Origin of the sequence: Streptomyces avicenniae (assembly GCF_000719135.1) — a bacterium.
Lineage (GTDB): Bacteria > Actinomycetota > Actinomycetes > Streptomycetales > Streptomycetaceae > Streptomyces > Streptomyces avicenniae.
In genome coordinates this window covers 198,670-213,207 of record NZ_JOEK01000017.1, presented here as the reverse complement: position 1 = coordinate 213,207, position 14,538 = coordinate 198,670, and the positions used below count along the sequence as shown (strand labels likewise).

At 73.7% G+C, this 14,538-nt stretch carries 14 protein-coding genes; 9 read left to right on the top strand and 5 right to left on the bottom strand.

All coding sequences use genetic code 11. The features are described 5' to 3' along the window. The first annotated feature begins 55 nt into the window (after positions 1–55). A complete protein-coding gene (locus tag IF27_RS26485) occupies positions 56–805 on the top strand; it encodes an HAD family hydrolase (protein ID WP_052852313.1) in 750 nt (249 codons plus the stop codon). Then, positions 802–3,228: a glycoside hydrolase family 65 protein gene (locus IF27_RS26480; protein ID WP_052852311.1), complete on the top strand. Its 2,427-nt coding sequence runs from the start codon at positions 802–804 to the stop codon at positions 3,226–3,228. Before IF27_RS26485 ends, IF27_RS26480 begins: the two co-directional genes overlap by 4 nt. 31 nt (positions 3,229–3,259) lie before the next feature. On the opposite strand, the gene IF27_RS26475 is transcribed toward IF27_RS26480, so the two are convergent. The 5 genes from IF27_RS26475 to IF27_RS26455 form a co-directional block, all read right to left on the bottom strand. Next, positions 3,260–4,132: a universal stress protein gene (locus tag IF27_RS26475; RefSeq protein ID WP_052852308.1), complete on the bottom strand. Its 873-nt coding sequence runs from the start codon at positions 4,130–4,132 to the stop codon at positions 3,260–3,262. 135 nt (positions 4,133–4,267) lie between these two features. Continuing rightward, positions 4,268–5,482, bottom strand: a complete 1,215-nt coding sequence (locus tag IF27_RS26470) for an NHL repeat-containing protein (RefSeq protein ID WP_052852306.1) — start codon at positions 5,480–5,482, stop codon at positions 4,268–4,270. A gap of 101 nt (positions 5,483–5,583) precedes the next feature. After that, complete coding sequence (locus IF27_RS26465) at positions 5,584–5,946, bottom strand: nitrite reductase small subunit NirD (protein WP_052852303.1); 363 nt, start codon at positions 5,944–5,946, stop codon at positions 5,584–5,586. Continuing rightward, complete coding sequence (gene nirB, locus IF27_RS26460; protein WP_420822055.1) at positions 5,943–8,519, bottom strand: nitrite reductase large subunit NirB; 2,577 nt, start codon at positions 8,517–8,519, stop codon at positions 5,943–5,945. Before nirB ends, IF27_RS26465 begins: the two co-directional genes overlap by 4 nt. 53 nt (positions 8,520–8,572) lie before the next feature. Then, a complete protein-coding gene (locus IF27_RS26455) occupies positions 8,573–9,832 on the bottom strand; it encodes an NAD(P)/FAD-dependent oxidoreductase (RefSeq protein WP_052852299.1) in 1,260 nt (419 codons plus the stop codon). 126 nt (positions 9,833–9,958) lie between these two features. Between IF27_RS26455 and IF27_RS26450 the strand changes: the two genes are divergently transcribed. The 7 genes from IF27_RS26450 to IF27_RS26420 all read left to right on the top strand — a co-directional run bounded on the left by IF27_RS26450 (position 9,959) and on the right by IF27_RS26420 (position 14,533). Beyond that, positions 9,959–10,441, top strand: coding sequence for a MarR family winged helix-turn-helix transcriptional regulator (locus tag IF27_RS26450; protein WP_052852298.1), 483 nt, complete (start codon positions 9,959–9,961; stop codon positions 10,439–10,441). Beyond that, entirely contained in the window at positions 10,438–12,114 is a 1,677-nt protein-coding gene (locus tag IF27_RS26445; protein ID WP_052852297.1) for an MFS transporter, read from the top strand. Before IF27_RS26450 ends, IF27_RS26445 begins: the two co-directional genes overlap by 4 nt. Before the next feature lie 104 nt (positions 12,115–12,218). After that, the gene (locus tag IF27_RS26440; protein ID WP_052852296.1) at positions 12,219–12,431 is read left to right on the top strand and encodes a hypothetical protein; all 213 of its coding nucleotides are present in this window, start codon (positions 12,219–12,221) and stop codon (positions 12,429–12,431) included. Then, positions 12,424–12,951, top strand: coding sequence for a DUF6879 family protein (locus IF27_RS26435; protein ID WP_052852295.1), 528 nt, complete (start codon positions 12,424–12,426; stop codon positions 12,949–12,951). The genes IF27_RS26440 and IF27_RS26435 overlap by 8 nt, the downstream gene beginning before the upstream one ends. Before the next feature lie 10 nt (positions 12,952–12,961). Further along, on the top strand, positions 12,962–13,804 hold the full coding sequence (locus IF27_RS26430) for a helix-turn-helix domain-containing protein (RefSeq protein WP_052852294.1): 843 nt from the start codon (positions 12,962–12,964) through the stop codon (positions 13,802–13,804). A 100-nt stretch (positions 13,805–13,904) separates the two neighbouring features. Then, complete coding sequence (locus IF27_RS26425) at positions 13,905–14,135, top strand: DUF397 domain-containing protein (protein WP_052852293.1); 231 nt, start codon at positions 13,905–13,907, stop codon at positions 14,133–14,135. After that, positions 14,132–14,533, top strand: a complete 402-nt coding sequence (locus tag IF27_RS26420; RefSeq protein ID WP_052852292.1) for a hypothetical protein — start codon at positions 14,132–14,134, stop codon at positions 14,531–14,533. The genes IF27_RS26425 and IF27_RS26420 overlap by 4 nt, the downstream gene beginning before the upstream one ends. Positions 14,534–14,538: the final 5 nt, after the last annotated feature.

Below are 14,538 nucleotides of genomic sequence, written 5' to 3'. Positions count from 1 at the left end.
GTCGCGGGGGTCCCATGGAACGAAGGCGACAGGACTGACGTCCGGGAGGCGGTGGGTGGCTGTGCCGGAACTGTGGGACTGCCGGGCCGTGGTGTTCGACACCGATGGAGTGATCACCGATTCGGCGCGGGCGCACGCGACCGCCTGGAAGGAGGCGTTCGACGCCGTACCCGGCGTGGAGCCGCCGTTCGACCAGGAAGACGACTACCGGCGCTACGTGGACGGCAAGTCGCGCCTCGACGGCGCCGCCGCCTTCTTCGCCGCGCGGAACATGGACCTGCCCTACGGCGAGCCCGACGAGGCGCCCGGCACCGACAGCGTGTGCGCCGTGGCCGCCATGAAGGACAAGATCTTCATGCGCGTCCTCGACGAGGGCGTCCTGGAGGCGTACCCCGGCACCGTACGGCTGATGCTGGCGCTCCAGAGCGCCCACGTGCCCTGCGCCGCGATCTCCTCGTCCCGCCACGCGCGCGACCTGATCGAGCACGCGGGCGTACGCCCCATGCTGGAGACGGTCGTGGACGGCAACGACGTCGCCAGCCTCGGCCTGGCGGGCAAGCCCGACCCCGCGCTCTTCCTGGAGGCCGCGCGCCGCCTGTCGGTGCCCGCCGGGTCGGCCGCGATCGTCGAGGACGCGCTCTCCGGCGTCGAGGCGGGCCGCCGCGGCGGCTTCGGCCTGGTCGTCGGCGTGGACCGCACGGCCAGCGCGACCAGCGCCGACGACCTGCGCGCGCACGGCGCCGACATTGTCGTGCGCGACCTCGGCGAACTGGTCGGCGCGGCCTCGGAAGGTGACGGCGGATGACCGACTCCGAGTGGCAGTGGACGTACGAGGGCTACGACCCGGCCGCCGAGCCCCTGCGCGAGGCGCTGTGCACCCTGGGCAACGGCTACTTCGCCACCCGCGGCGCCGCCCCCGAGACCGTCGCCGACGGCACGCACTACCCGGGCAGCTACGCCGCCGGTCTCTACAACCGGGCCCCCACCCTCCTCGCCGGGCGCACCCTGGAACACGAGGACATGGTCAACCTGCCCAACTGGCTGCCGCTGCGCTTCCGCACGCACCCCGACGACGGCCCGGACGGCGACTGGTTCACGCCCGACGACCCGGCAGGGGGCGAGCTGCTGGAGTACGGCCAGGAACTGAACATGCACCAGGGCACGTACGAGCGCCGCTTCCGCTACCGCGACGCGCACGGCCGCCACACCCGCGTCGCGCAGTCCCGGCTCGTGCACATGGGCGACCCCCATCTCGCGGCGCTGCGCACCGAGTTCACCGCCGAGGACTGGTCGGGCACCGTGGAGGTCGAGTCGGCGATCGACGGCTCGATCGGCAACACGGGAGTCTCCCGCTACAGCGACCTCGCCGACCACCACCTGACGGCGATGCGCACCGGCGGCGGCGAGGAGAAGGACCCCACCGTCATCTGGCTGCGCTGCCGCACCAGCGTCTCCGACATCCGGATCGTCGTCGCCGCGCGCACGCACGTCGAGCCGGAGATCAAGCGCGAGGACATCAGGACCCACCGCTCCGACTTCCGCGTCGGGCAGGTCCTCGTCCTGCCGATCGCGCCCGACCGCCCGGTCGTCGCGGAGAAGACGATCGCGCTGCACACCTCGCGCGACCCCGCGATCAGCAGCCCGCTGTCCGCCGCACTGGAACGCGTACGCCGCGCGCCGTCGTACGCCGACCTGCTCGCCTCGCACCGGATGGCCTGGGAACGGCTGTGGCGCCACGCGGGACTTGAGGTGCCGGGCGAGCCGGGCCGCATCCTGCGCGTGCACCTCTTCCACCTGCTCTGCACGCTGTCGCCCGCGCACACGGCGGAGCTGGACGTCGGCGTGCCCGCGCGCGGGCTGCACGGGGAGGCGTACCGGGGCCACGTGTTCTGGGACGAGCTGTTCGTGCTGCCCTACCTGAACCTGCACTTCCCCGACCTGTCCAAGGCGCTGATCAACTACCGCTACCGGCGTCTGCCCGAGGCGTGCCGCTCGGCGCACGCGATCGGCCGCGCGGGCGCGATGTACCCCTGGCAGAGCGGCAGCGACGGCCGCGAGGAGACGCCCGAGGTCCACCTCAACCCGCGCTCGGGACGCTGGCTGCCCGACAACTCGCGGCTCCAGCACCACGTCGGCTCCGCGGTCGCGTACAACGCGTGGCGCTACGGCCAGGTCACGGGCGACACCGAGTTCGCCCACTCGCGCGGCGCCGAGATGCTGCTCCAGATCGCCCGCTTCTGGGCCGACTCCGCCGTCTACGACCGGCGGCACGAGCGCTACCGCATCCTCGGCGTCCTCGGCCCGGACGAGTACCACGACGGCTATCCGGACCGCGACACGTCCGGCCTGGACGACAACGCGTACACCAACGTCTCCGCCGCCTGGGTCCTCGCGCACGCCGTGCGCGTGGCGCGGACGCTGCCGGTGTCGCGGCGCCGCGAGGTGTTCGAGCGCATCGGCCTCGCCGACGGGGAGCCCGACGAGTGGGACGAGATCTCCCGCCGCCTCCACGTCCCCTTCCACGAGGGCGTCATCAGCCAGTTCGAGGGCTACGGCGAGCTGGAGGAACTGGACTGGGAGGGCTACCGGAAGCGGTACGGCGACATCCGCCGCCTGGACCGCATCCTGGAGTCGGAGCACGACACCGTCAACCGCTACAAGGCGTCCAAGCAGGCCGACACGGTCATGCTCGGCTACCTCTTCCAGCCGCGCGAGCTGATCGCCGTGCTCCAGCACCTCGGCTACACCGACTTCGACGAGGACACGTGGCGGCGCACCGTCGAGTACTACCTCGACCGTACGAGCCACGGGTCCACGCTCAGCGGCGTCGTGCACGCCTGGGTGCTGGGCCGCTCCCGGCACGCCAAGGCGTGGTCGTACATGAAGGACGCGCTGGCCAGCGATGTCTGCGACATCCAGGGCGGCACCACGTCCGAGGGCATCCACCTCGGCGCGATGGCCGGGACGCTCGACCTCGTGCAGCGCGGGCTGACGGGCCTGGAGACCCGCAAGGGCGCGCTGTGGCTGGACCCGGCGCCGCTGCCGGAGCTGTCCGAGTACGCGTTCTCCGTGCGGTTCAGGGGCGTCGAGGTGCGGCTGCACATGCGGCCAGGCGAGGTGAAGGTCTCCGTCCCCGAGTGGGAGGAGGCGCCCGCGCGGGTGCGGCTCGGCGACCTCACGGTCGAGGTGGCGCCCGGCGAGGAGAAGCTGCTGCCGCTCCCCGGCTGACGCGCCGGACGCGGCGCCGTCCGCCCGTGGCCTACCGCCCGTGCCGTTCGTACGGGACGACGGCCACGGGCGCGGGCGCGTGGTGCAGCGCCGCGTGCGCGACGGCGCCGATGCGCATGGCGAACAGCGAACGGTTCGTGCGCCGCCCCACCACCAGCAGCGCCGCGCTCACCGAGGCGGCGCGCAGCAGCTCCTCCGCCGCGTTGCCGAACCGCACGTCCTCGATCAGGGGCACGTCCGGGAACTGGAGGCGCCAGGGCGCCAGCGCCTCGACCAGCGCCGCCGTCTCCCGCGCCTCCGCCTCGTCGTGCGCGTCGCGGTCCTCCAGGTTCTCCGGCAGGTCGGAGCCGCCGAAGAGCGACGGCGCCCCGCCCCACACGCGCACCGCCCGCACGGCGGCCCCCCGTGCGACGGCGGAGGCGAACGCGAGCCCGAGCAGCGCGTCCCCCGGCGGCCCGAGGTCCCGCAGGCCGACGACGATCTCGTCCCCGTCGTCGTCCGCCCCCGCCCGCACGAGCACGACGGGGCGCTCGCTGTGCGCGATGACGGGCAGGCCGACCGAGCCGAGCAGGAAGCCCATCACCGGGGTGTGGCCGCGCGTGCCGAGCACCATGACCTCGGCGCCGTCGGCCTTCTCGATCAGCCCGGCGGTCGCCGTCTCCGCCAGCAGCTCCGTCGTGACGGGCAGGCCGGGGTGACGGGAGGAGACGTCGCGCGCCACCTGCTCCAGCAACTGCTGCCCGTCCCGCCCGTCCGGCACCGTCCCCATGTACAGGGACTCATCGACCCAGGCGTGCACCAGGTGGACGCCGAGCCCGCGCCGCCCGGCCTCGCGCGCGGCCCACTCGACGGCGGCGCCGCTGCTCGGGCTGCCGTCCACCCCGACGGTCAAGGGCCGGACCATGGGCCGCCTCCTTCGCTGTCCCGCACCACCGGTCGCTTCCCGCGCCACCGCACGGTCACGTCCACTGTGGCGCGGTTCGGTGCCGGGGGCGACCGGTGGTCGTCCCCCGGGGCGAGGGGCCGGGCGCGCGGGTGGTCAGTTCCAGGAGTGGAGGACCAGGGGCTGCGACAGGATGGGGTTGTCCTCGTCGGCCGTGGCGCCGACGAACGTGAGCCGGCCCGTGGGGGAGAGGGACACGCCGTTGATCCAGCGCAGGTCGGCGTCCGTGTCCGGGAGCACGGGGAGCGTCCACCGGTCGCCGGTCAGCCGCATCACGAGGCCGGACGGGTCGCCGACGCGCTCGCCGACGACGGTCACACCGCCCGGCGTGACGGCGACGCGCTTGAGGCGCCCGGCGGCGTCCGGCGTGGGGACGCGCTCCCAGCCGTCACCGGTGTCGCGCAGGACGAGCGCCTCGGTCCCGGTGTCCCCGCCGTCCTCGGTCGGCAGGCTCCGGCCGACGGCCCACAGCGTGCCGTCGGCGCCCGCGGCGAGCCCGTACAGCTCGCCGCCCCCCGGGGTCGCGGGCAGGTCGGCGGTCGTCCACACGCCGTCGTCCAGGTGGCGCAGCGCCGGGTGGCCGTTCTCGTCCCAGCCGCCGATCCACAGCTCGCCAGGACCGGTCGCCAGGAGGCTGCTCGGGGTGAACGCGGCGGGGTCGGGCACGGCGACCTGCTGCCAGGAGGTGCCGTCCCAGTGCTCCACGAGGGCCTCGAAGTGCGATTCGATGATCACGCCGCCCGGCTTCGTCGGATGCGGCGTGCGGCTGTCGATGATGTCCGCCCAGCCGACCGCCCACACGTCGTCGGGGGCGAGCGCGGACACCGCCGAGAAGCCGCCGAACTCGGCCTTCGGCGGCAGCGGCGCGGTCACGGCCCGCCAGACGCCGTCCGTCAGGTGATAGGTCAGGATGCCGCCCGTCTCCTCCAGGTCGGCGAGCCCGACGAGCCATGCCTCGGCGCCGCCGGAGCCCGGTACGGCGGTGGCGGCGTTGATCTCGTTCATGCCGCCGCCGTACGCGGGCAGCTCGATCTCCTGCCATCCCTGATCGGTCCGCGTGTCGAGGCCGAGGAGCAGCGGGCTGTCCGGCACGTCCTCGCCGCGGTGCATGCCGAACGCCCAGGTGGTGTACGGGTCGATCTGCACGGTGTCGAGCAACTGGCCGATGCCAGGGGGGAGCGCGGGGGTGGTGAAGACGGGGGCGTGCCCGCTCGCTGTGGTGGGGACCGTCGCGGCACCGGCCGCGGGGACGCCGCCGAGGGCGACCAGCGCGCCGGACGCGAGGGCCGTCAGGGCGAGAGATATGCGCATGTGCGTGCTTTTCCAGGTGAGGAGACGGGACGTGAGGAGGCGATCCTAGGCTCGCCGATCGCAAGTGCGCACGATTCAGGGGGTGTTGGCCGCGTCACGTGTCAGTTCGTCGTGCGGCGGGTGGGGTAGGCCGTGACCGCGCGGTCGGGGGAGGGGTCGTCGAGGCAGACGCCGGTCGTCAGGTCGAAGCGCTGCTTGAGCAGCGGCGAGGCGACGAACGGGCCGCCGCCGCTGCCGCCCGTCGAGCCGAGCAGCCCGCGCGCCAGCACCCGGGCGCCCGTGAACGGGTCGCGGTTGTCGATGGCGTACGTCGCGCCGCGGCCGTCGAGGAAGACCGCCGCCTGGGCGCCGCCCGGCAGCAGCGCCGCGACGCCCCGGCCCGGGGTGAGGGCGGCCAGGTCGCAGACGGGGAACCAGGAGCCGTCGGGCAGGAGCAGTTCGAGGGTGGTGGGCGGCGTGCTCATCGGGCGGTGGCCTCCGCGGTCGGGACGGCCAGCGCCGTCAGGTCGGGCCTGATCTGGCCGCGCTCCGGGGTGAAGGTGACGGTGGGGTCGGGGGTGTCGGGCGCGTTCACGAAGGACACGAAGCGCCGCAGCCGCTCCGGGTCGCCCAGCGTCTGCGCCCACTCGTCGCGGTACCCGGCCACGTGCGCGGCCATCAGCGCCTCAAGGTCGGCGCAGATGCCCAGCGAGTCGTCCACGACCACGTCGCGCACGTGGTCGAGGCCCATGCGCTCCAGCCAGACCGAGGTGCGCTCCAGGCGGTCGGCGGTGCGGACGTAGAACATGAGGAACCGGTCGATCAGCTGCACCAGGCCGGTGTCGGAGAGGTCCTGCGCCAGCAGGTCGGCGTGCCGGGGCGTGGCGCCGCCGTTGCCGCCGACGTACAGGTTCCAGCCGGCCGCCGTCGCGATGACGCCGAAGTCCTTGCTCATCGCCTCGGCGCACTCGCGCGCGCAGCCGGAGACGGCCGACTTCAGCTTGTGCGGCGAGCGCAGCCCCCGGTAGCGCAGCTCCAGGTCGATGGCCATGGCCACGCTGTCCTGCACGCCGAAGCGGCACCAGGTCGAGCCCACGCACGACTTGACCGTCCGCAGCGCCTTCCCGTACGCGTGCCCCGACTCGAACCCGGCGGCGACCAGCCGCGCCCAGATGCGCGGCAACTGGTCCACGCGGGCGCCGAACAGGTCGATGCGCTGGCCGCCGGTGATCTTCGTGTAGAGCCCGAAGTCGCGCGCGACCTCGCCGATGACGATCAGCTTCTCCGGCGTGATCTCGCCGCCCGGCACGCGCGGCACGATCGAGTACGACCCGTTGCGCTGCATGTTGGCGAGAAAGTGATCGTTCGTGTCCTGGAGCGCGGCCTGTTCGCCGTCCAGGACATAGCCGTCCGCGCCGATGGACGGTGCCAGGGAGGCGATGACGGACGCGGCGACCGGCTTGCAGACCTCGCAGCCCTCGCCGCCGCGCGCCTCGGCGCGGCCGTAGCCGTCCAGCAGCGCCCGGTAGGTGGTGATCCGCAGGGCGCGCACGATCTCGTACAGCTCCTGCCGCGTCTGCGCGAAGCAGCCGCACAGCCCGGTGTCCACGGCGACCCCGGCCGCCGTCAGCTCGTCGTTCACCAGCTGGCCGAGCACCTTGACGCAGCTGCCGCAGCCGGTGCCCGCGCGGGTGCAGCCCTTGACCTCGGCCACCGACGCGCAGCCGCCCTCGGCGACGGCCGCGCGGATCGTGCCCTTGCTGACGTTGTGGCAGCTGCAGATCACCGCGTCGTCGGGCAGCGCCGCAGGGCCGATGGCGGTGGGCGGCGCGAGCCCGGCTGGCAGGACGAGTTGCTCGGGTGCGGCGGGCGGCACCGTGCCGGTCAGCGGGCGCAGCAGGCCGTACGACTCGGCGTCGCCGACGAGGACGCCGCCGAGGAGCGTGCCGTCGTCGGCGACGACCAGCTTGCGGTAGATCCCGGCGCGCGAGTCGGCGTAGACGACGTCGAGGCAGCCGTCGGCGCGGCCGTGCGCGTCGCCGAAGGAGGCGACGTCCACGCCGAGCAGCTTGAGCTTGGTCGAGGTGTCGGCGCCGGTGAACGGCCTGCCGTCCGCCGCGCCCGCGATGGCGGCGGCGGCGGTCGCGGCCATCTCGTAGCCGGGCGCGACCAGCCCGTACACCGTGCCGTCCGCCGCCCGCGCGCACTCGCCGATCGCGTAGACGGCGGGGTCGGACGTGCGGCAGTGCGCGTCCACGACGATGCCGCCGCGCTCGCCGACCGGCAGCCCCGCCTCGCGGGCGAGCGCGTCGCGCGGCCTGACCCCGGCCGAGAAGACGACGAGCCCGGCCGCGACCGACGAGCCGTCCGACAGCGTGATGCCGGTGACGGCGCCGGTCGCGTCCGTCGTGATCTCCTGCCCGCCGACGCCCGTGTGCACCACGACGCCCAGGCCCTCCACGGCCCGCCGCAGCGCGGCGCCGCCGCCGTCGTCCACCTGCACCGCCATCAGGCGGGGGGCGAACTCGACGACGTGCGTCGTGAGGCCGAGCCCGGTCAGGGCCCCGGCCGCCTCAAGCCCCAGCAGGCCGCCGCCCACGACGACCCCGGCGCGGGCCGTGCGCGCGCGCTCCTCGATGGCGCGGACGTCCTCGATCGTGCGGTACACGAAGCAGCCGTCCGCGTCGCGTCCTGGCACGGGCGGCACGAAGGCGTACGAGCCGGTGGCCAGGACGAGCGTGTCGTACGCGACGACCAGGCCGGACGCCGTCGTGACGGTCCGCGCCTCCCGGTCGAGGGCCGTGACGGGGTCGCCGGTGTGCGTCTCGATGCCGTGCGTCGCCAGGAAGCCGTCCGGGACGAGCGACAGGGCCTCGGGCGTCGTGCCGGTGAAGCAGGAGGTGAGGTGCACGCGGTCGTACGCCGGGCGCGGCTCCTCGCCGAACACGACCACCCGGGCGGTGCGCGTCACGCCGAGGTCGGCGAGCTGTTCGAGGAAGCGCTGGCCGACCATGCCGTGACCGACGAGCACGAGGGTGGGCTTGCGCGCGGGGGACATGATCGGGGCCTCCATGCGGGTGGGTGCGGGTGCGGGATGCGGGTGCGAGGGGGTCAGGCGGTGTCGGGGGAGAGCAGGTGCAGCAGCGGGCCCGCGGGGAGTGGCTCGGCCGCCTGCCAGGCGCGCGCCAGCGGGCCGACGCCGCCCAGGTCGCCCACCAGGACGCCGCCGCGCAGGTGGTCGTCGCGGACGACGAGCGAGCGGTACGTGCCGCGCGTCCCGTCCGCGAGCCGCAGCGTGTCGTCCGGCGGGCCTGGCACGGGCAGCCCGAAGGCGGCGAGGTCGAACGGCGCCGGTCCGTCCGGCAGCGTGAGGCGCACCAGCGCGCGGGTGCCGGTGTAGCGGGCGGCGCGGTCGCCGCTCAGCACGGCGGCCAGGACGTCGGCCTGTTCGGTCGCGGCCCCGGCCAACCCGTAGGAGACACCGGCGTGTTCAGCGCAGTCGCCGAGGGCGCGGATGCGCGGGTCGGCCGTCGTCAGCAGGTCGTCCACGACGACGCCGCCCGTGGGGCCGACGGGCAGCCCGGCGTCCCTGGCCAGCCCGACGCGCGGCCGGACGCCGCAGGCGAGGACCACGAGCCGGGCGTCCGCCTCGTACCCGTCCGCCAGCCGCACGCCCCGTACGGCGCCCGTCGCGGGGTCGGTGCGCAGCGCGCTGACCGCGCACTCCGTGTGCACCTCGACGCCGAGGTCCGTCAGGTGGGCGCGCAGCAGCGCGGCGGCCTCCGGGTCGAGGTGGCGGTCGAGCAGGTGCGCGGCGCGCTGGGCAAGCAGCACGCGGGCGCCGCGCCGTGCCAGCGCGGCCGAGGCGAGGACGCCGAGCAGGCCGCCGCCGATGACGACGGCGGGCGCGGCGCCCGGCGCGGCGTCGAGGGCGTCGCTCAGCGCGCGGCAGTCGTCGAGCGTGCGCAGGGCCCGGACGCCGTCCGGCAGTTGGTGGCCGGGGGAGTGGAGGCCGGGCAGGGGCGGCAGGACGGGGTTGGCGCCGGTGGCGAGGACGAGGGTGTCGTACGGGTGCACGCCGCCGTCGTCGCACGTCACGGTGCGCGCGGCGCGGTCGATGCGGACGGCCCGCGCCCCGGGGAGCCAGCGCACCGCCTCCGGCGGGCCCGGCAGCTCGATGACCTCTGCCGGGTAACGCCCGGCCAGCACGTCGGCGAGCAGCACCCGGTTGTACGCGGGCCACCGCTCCTCCGCCAGCACCGTGACGGACCCGGCGGCGCCCGGCAGGACGCGGCGCGCCAGGCGGGCGGCTGCCTGGCCGCCGCCGACGATCACCAGACGGCCGTCCGCCGCCGCGCCGTTCGTTCGCATGCACCGAGCGTGCGGGGGCGCTGTTACCCGGCGGCATCACACCCGTTTCCCGGCGGGAACGCTGTCCTCCCCGCCCGCCGCGGGCCGCTGTGAGCCCGATACATAAGGCAGTGATATAAATGAGTTATGGACTTTCCCCGGGAGACGGTGCACGCGCTCGAACGCCTCCTGCGGCTCTTCCGCCGCATGAGCACCCCGAGCGACCTGTCGCTGACCGCCGTCGCCACCCTCTCCACCCTGGAACGCACCGGCCCCCGCCGCCTCACCGAACTGGCCGCGGCCGAAGGCGTCACCCAGCCCGCGATGACGCAGCTCGTCTCCCGCCTCCAGGACGCGGGCCTCGCCGCGCGCGCCGCCGACCCCGCCGACGGCCGGGTCGTCCTCGTCGGCATCACCGACACGGGACGCGACTTCCTGGAGCGGCGCCGCGCGCTGCGCGCCGAACGCCTCGTCGTCCTCCTCGACCGGCTCCCCACCGACCAGCAGGACGCCCTCCGCGCCGCACTCCCGGCCATCGACGCGCTCACCCGCCTGGCACTTGAGGAACCCCCCGCCGTCCCCACAGCCGCAGTCCCCGACACCCGACACACCCCGGGAGCACCCACATGAGCGGCCCCGCCACCGCCCGTCCGTTCCAGCAGCCGAAGGCCGTCTTCGCGGTCGCCTTCGCCTGCGTCGTGTCCTTCATGGGCATCGGCCTCGTCGATCCGATCCTGCCCGCCATCTCCGAGGACCTCGACGCCACCCCGAGCCAGGTCTCCCTGCTCTTCACGAGCTACCTGGTCGTCACCGCCGTCGCCATGCTCGTCACCGGCTGGGTCTCCAGCCGCATCGGCGCCAAGCGCACGCTGATCGTCGGCCTCGCCGTCATCGTCGTCTTCAGCGCCCTCGCCGGGGCCTCGGGCAGCATCGACGGCATCGTGGGCTTCCGCGCGGGCTGGGGCGTCGGGAACGCTCTGTTCATCGCGACGTCGCTCGCCGTCATCGTCGCCTCGGCGAGCGGCGGCTTCGTCGGCGCGATCGTCCTGTACGAGACGGCGCTCGGCCTCGGCATCGCCGTCGGGCCGCTGCTCGGCGGGCTGTTGGGCGACATCAGCTGGCGCGGCCCGTTCTACGGCGTCTCGGTCCTCATGGCCATCGCGCTGCTCGCCACCGTGATCCTGGTCGAACCCCTGCCCAAGCCCGCCAGGAAGACGCGGCTCAGCGACCCCCTGCGCGCCCTGCGGCACCGCGGCCTGCTCACGCTCTCGCTGACCGCGCTCTGCTACAACTGGGCGTTCTTCACGATGCTGGGCTACGCGCCGTTCCCCATGGAGCTGAGCGCCGTCAAGCTCGGCCTGGTCTTCACGGCGTGGGGCGCGCTCGTCGCGCTGTTCGCGGTGGCGGGCGCGCCCTGGTTGCAGCGGCGCCTCGGCCTGGCGCGCACGCTGTACGTGAACCTGGCGCTGTTCGCCGTCGTCATGGTCGTCATCGCCCTCGGCGTGGACCACAGGGCCGTCCTGATCGGGGCGGTGGTCGTGTCCGGCGTCTTCATCGGCGTGAACAACACCGTCACGACCCAGGCCGTCATGACGGTCTCGCCGGTGGACCGGCCGGTGGCGTCGGCCGCGTACGGCTTCGTCCGCTTCATCGGCGGCGGCCTCGCGCCGTACGTCGCGGGCAAGCTGGTCGAGGCGACGAACCTGCACGTGCCGTTCTACGTCGGCGCGGGCGCCCTCGTCCTCGGCATCGGCATCCTCGCCACCGCCCACGACCTGCTGGGCGCCGCCGAGCGCCGCCAGCGGGAGGCGCCCGGCCACGAGGCCGCCGTCACCCCCGCCGCCGCGGCGACGGGGGGCGACGGCGTCATCGTCGCCGCCGTGGACGACGGGCCGCTCGCCGCCGAGGTCACCAGGACGGCGGGGCGCCTCGCCCGGCTGAACGGCCGCGCCGTCCACGTCCTGCACGCCCGTGAACTGGGCCTGGGCGCGGGCACGGCGGCCGAGGCGGAGGAGGTGGCCGCGGCGCGTGAGGTCGTCAGGCGCCACGTGGACACCCTCGCCGGGCAGGACGTCCCCGCGACGGGACACGTCCTCGGCGACGCCGCCGACCACGGCGACGTCGGCCGCATGATCGCCGCGTACGCCGACCGCACGGGCGCGCGCGCCATCGTCATCGGCGTCCCGACGCACGGCGGGCTCCCGGCGCTGATCGACGCCAGCGCGAGCCGCGAGCTGTGGCGCCACGCGCACTGCCACATCCTCATCGTGAACCCGTCCACCGCCCACGCCCCGGCGGCCTGACCCCCGCCAGCGGCGCAAGTTCGCGCAAGTCCGTGGTGACGCAGTGCAGTTGTTGGCACGCTGTCCGTGCGGTCGCGCCCGGCGACGGCGGACGAGGAGCACTCATGGCACTGATCAAGCTCGGTAAGGACCCGGAGAGCAAGGTGGGCGAATCGCCGACTCTCTACTTCGACGAGGACAGCGACACCTACCTCATGCAGTCCTGGAGGGTCACCGACGCGGAGCGTCTGTCCCAGATGGACATTCCCGCCCACGAGACGGTCGTCGAGTTCCCGAGGCGCATGATGCAGTTCTTCCCGGAGGTGACGCATGACTGACATCCCTTCGTTCCGCGACCTGTTCGCCCACAGCTCCCGGTCCGCCGTCCACCTGGAGATGCGCGACGGCTACATGACCTCGGACCCGAGCTACGAGGCGTGGCGGCGCGGCCTGCGGGACGGGATCGTGGACATCGATCCGGCATGGCTGCCCTGGGCCCGGCTCGTGCGGGAGACGGTGGACCGGGGTGTCGAGGTGCGGCGCGCCCGGATCGTCTCCGAACCCCTCAGTGACTACATCCGCTTCGAGCACCACGTGACGGACGAGAACGTCGCGGCGGGGGAGCAGGTCCGCTGGCTGCCACGCCGCCGTGCCACCGATCTGGCGCTGCCCGGCAACGACTTCTGGCTGTTCGACGGCGAGGTGCTGCTGATCAACCACTTCGACGGCGAGGGGGAGGTCGCGCCCGGTGTCCCCCGGGAACTGATCGGTGACCCCGAGGTCGTGAAGCTCTGCGCCACGGCCTTCGAGGCCGTCTGGGAACGCGCCGTCCCGCACGAGGACTACCGACCCGCCTGAGACTGGTCGTGTGGTCGCATCATCGAGTGTCCAAGAAGCGAGAAGGGCCTTCGGCCGACGCCTGCGGGAGATCCGTGAGGACGCGGGTCTCACCGCCAGGCGTCTGGCCGAAATGGCCGGTTGGCACGAGTCCAAGTGCTCACGGATCGAGAACGGCAAGCAAGCGGTCTCACAATCGGACATCCGGACGTGGGCCGAGTGCTGCGGGGCGCCGGAACAGGTCGCCGATCTCCTCGCCGTGTCCCGTGGGCTGGACGGCATGTACGTCGAGTGGAGGCGGCTCTGCAGATCCGGGCTCAGACAGGTACAGCAAAGGGCGCTTCCTCTTTACGAGAGGACTCGACGCTTTCGTGTCTATGAACCGGGAGTTGTCCCAGGTCTTTTGCAGACGGCGGACTACGCGACCGCTCTGATGACGTCCATCGCGGCTTTCCTCGCCATTCCCGATGATGTCGAGGAGGCAGTGGCTGCGCGGCTGGCCCGCCAGAAGGTACTTCACACGGGTGACCATCGCGTCGCTCTCGTTCTGGAGGAATCCACGCTCCGGACCCGTATCGGGGGCGCGGACGTCATGGCGGCCCAGTTGGGGCATCTGCTGGTGGCGGCGACGCTGCCCCGCGTGAGCCTGGGGATCATCCCCTCGACCGTGGACAGGCCCATGTGGCCGGTGGAAGGTTTCTGGCTGTTCGACGACACGACGGCGCTCGTCGAGTTGGCCACGGCCAAGGTGACGGTGACCCAGCCTCATGAATTACTCATTTACCAACGCACGTTCGCCCTGCTCGCCGAGATGGCCGTCTACGGAAAGGCCGCCAGGAACTGCATCACCGAGGCCATCGACGCGCTCGGGTGACGCGGTGCAAGTTCCCGCACATCGCTGGTCCCGCCGCACGCGGTCTCCCTAACGTCCTTTCCGTCGGTTCCCGCAGGGGGAGCCGGAAAGGTGGGTCGTCATGGCCGGACAGGACATCTACGCCGTCGATCTCGGCGGAGCCGAATTCGCACCCGCGTGCGGCGGTAATGGGCCGGACGGGCCGGAGACATGCGTCACCCTGGCGCCCATTCCGGGCGTCGAGGGTGCCTACGCGTTGGGCGACAGCAAGCGGCCGGAGGCGGCACCGCTGCGGTTCACGGTCGAGGAGCTGGCGGCGGCCGGTATCGACCTGGAGAACTTCGGCCGGTGACGCACGTCCACGCGTTCTCGTGGCTCGGGCCGCGTGCGGACCTCGACCGGGAGCGTGAACGGCGGGCGGACCACCCGTCGTTCACGGCGGTCGGGACACCGCCGATGCGCGTGGCCGACTGGCTGCGCAAACCGGTGGCGTACGTCAAGGCCACGTTCGACGACCCGCCCAGCGCCGTCTCCTGGCTCTCCGGGCAGGCGGCCGGGGCCGGTACGCCGGTCTGGCCGCCGCTCGACCGGCGCTGCCAGGACGCGCTCGACGTGCTCGGCTGGGGCGGTGACATCGCCTGGGGCCTGTACGGTCCCGGCGTCCGCTACCTGTCCCTGGCGCTGGTGAGCTGTCCCAACCGGGCCGATCCGCAGGCCCCGTGCCCCTGCGCCGCCTCGGCGGTGGGCTGAGGGCC

Excerpts from the sequence above, each read along its gene's own strand:
- IF27_RS26480 (WP_052852311.1), top strand. The coding sequence starts at position 802 with ATGACCGACTCCGAGTGGCAGTGGACGTACGAGGGCTACGACCCGGCC.
- IF27_RS26475 (WP_052852308.1), bottom strand. The coding sequence starts at position 4,132 with ATGGTCCGGCCCTTGACCGTCGGGGTGGACGGCAGCCCGAGCAGCGGC.
- IF27_RS26470 (WP_052852306.1), bottom strand. The coding sequence starts at position 5,482 with ATGCGCATATCTCTCGCCCTGACGGCCCTCGCGTCCGGCGCGCTGGTC.
- IF27_RS26465 (WP_052852303.1), bottom strand. The coding sequence starts at position 5,946 with ATGAGCACGCCGCCCACCACCCTCGAACTGCTCCTGCCCGACGGCTCC.
- nirB (WP_420822055.1), bottom strand. The coding sequence starts at position 8,519 with ATGTCCCCCGCGCGCAAGCCCACCCTCGTGCTCGTCGGTCACGGCATG.
- IF27_RS26455 (WP_052852299.1), bottom strand. The coding sequence starts at position 9,832 with ATGCGAACGAACGGCGCGGCGGCGGACGGCCGTCTGGTGATCGTCGGC.
- IF27_RS26450 (WP_052852298.1), top strand. The coding sequence starts at position 9,959 with ATGGACTTTCCCCGGGAGACGGTGCACGCGCTCGAACGCCTCCTGCGG.
- IF27_RS26445 (WP_052852297.1), top strand. The coding sequence starts at position 10,438 with ATGAGCGGCCCCGCCACCGCCCGTCCGTTCCAGCAGCCGAAGGCCGTC.
- IF27_RS26440 (WP_052852296.1), top strand. The coding sequence starts at position 12,219 with ATGGCACTGATCAAGCTCGGTAAGGACCCGGAGAGCAAGGTGGGCGAA.
- IF27_RS26435 (WP_052852295.1), top strand. The coding sequence starts at position 12,424 with ATGACTGACATCCCTTCGTTCCGCGACCTGTTCGCCCACAGCTCCCGG.
- IF27_RS26425 (WP_052852293.1), top strand. The coding sequence starts at position 13,905 with ATGGCCGGACAGGACATCTACGCCGTCGATCTCGGCGGAGCCGAATTC.